The 1390-nt window shown below is 66.5% G+C and carries 2 protein-coding genes; both read right to left on the minus strand.

Annotated features, from left to right (window positions below):
- Positions 1 to 838 (minus strand): sulfate adenylyltransferase subunit 1 (locus IQ242_RS24775; RefSeq protein ID WP_228021208.1); only part of this gene is annotated, 838 nt, incomplete at its 3' end.
- A partial coding sequence (gene cysD, locus IQ242_RS24780) for a sulfate adenylyltransferase subunit CysD (protein WP_193961781.1) occupies positions 838 to 1390 on the minus strand: 553 nt, incomplete at its 5' end. The genes IQ242_RS24775 and cysD, both read right to left, overlap by 1 nt.

A 1390-nucleotide genomic window follows, 5' to 3' on the forward strand; every position in this document is an offset into this window, starting at 1 on the left:
AGACCTGCCCGCCCGGCAGCACGCGGACGCGGTCCCCCGGGACGACCGTCCCGCGCGCGACCATCCCCGCGAACCCCCGAAAATCGAGGTCCGGACGGTTGACCCATTGCACGGGCAGGGCGAACGGTGCGTCCGCCTTCGCGTCATCGGTTAGATCGAGTGTCTCGAGATGCGTGAGCAGCGGCGCGCCGTCGAACCACGGCATGTGCGCCGAGCGCGTGATCACATTGTCGCCGCGCAGCCCCGACAGCGGGATGCATGTCAGGTCGCCGATCCCGATTTGTGCGGCAAATGCGCGATAGTCGTCGCAGATCGCCGCGAACCGCGCGCGGTCATAGCCGATCAGGTCCATCTTGTTGACCGCGAGCACGAATTGCCGGACGCCGATTAGTCTGGCGAGATAGGAGTGCCGCCGCGTCTGCACGAGCACGCCTTTACGCGCATCGACAAGGATGACCGCGACATCGGCGGTCGACGCGCCGGTCACCATGTTGCGCGTATATTGCTCGTGCCCCGGACAATCGGCGACGATGAACTTGCGCCTTGCAGTCGTGAAGAAGCGATAGGCGACGTCGATCGTGATCCCCTGCTCGCGCTCGGCATCCAGGCCGTCGACGAGCAGCGCGAAGTCGATGTCCTGCCCTTGAGTCCCGACGCGACGGCTGTCGGCGGCGAGCGCGGCGAGCTGGTCGTCGAGGACCAGCTTCGAATCATAGAGCAGCCGCCCGATAAGCGTCGACTTGCCGTCGTCGACCGACCCGCAGGTGATGAAGCGCAGCAGCGACTTGCCCTCATGCGCCGCGAGCAGCGCCGCGATGTCGGGGACAGGCGCGACCATCAGAAATAGCCCTCGCGCTTCTTCTTCTCCATCGAAGCCGACGCGTCCTTGTCGACCGCGCGCCCGTCGCGTTCGGACGTCGTCGACGACAGCATTTCCGCAATGACGTCGGGCAGCGTCGCCGCCGTGCTCGCGACCGCGCCGGTCAGCGGCCAGCAGCCGAGCGTGCGGAAACGCACCGATCGCTCAACGATCGCCTCGCCGGGCCGCAGCGCCATCCGATCGTCGTCGACGACGAGCAACAGCCCGTCGCGCACAACCGTTGGGCGCGGCGCCGCCAGATAGAGCGGCACGATCTCGATCGTCTCGGCGAGAATATATTGCCAGATATCGAGCTCGGTCCAGTTCGACAGCGGAAAGACGCGGATGCTTTCGCCGCGGTTCTTGCGCATGTTGTAGAGCGACCAGAGCTCGGCGCGCTGCGCCTTGGGGTCCCAGCCGTGCGACCGGTTGCGGAACGAAAAGATGCGCTCCTTGGCGCGGCTTTTCTCCTCGTCGCGCCGCCCGCCGCCGAACGCCGCGTCATAATCGCCCGCGTCGAGCGCTTCCTTC

Origin of the sequence: Microcystis sp. LEGE 08355, assembly GCF_015207185.1 — a bacterium.
Lineage (GTDB): Bacteria > Cyanobacteriota > Cyanobacteriia > Cyanobacteriales > Microcystaceae > Microcystis > Microcystis panniformis.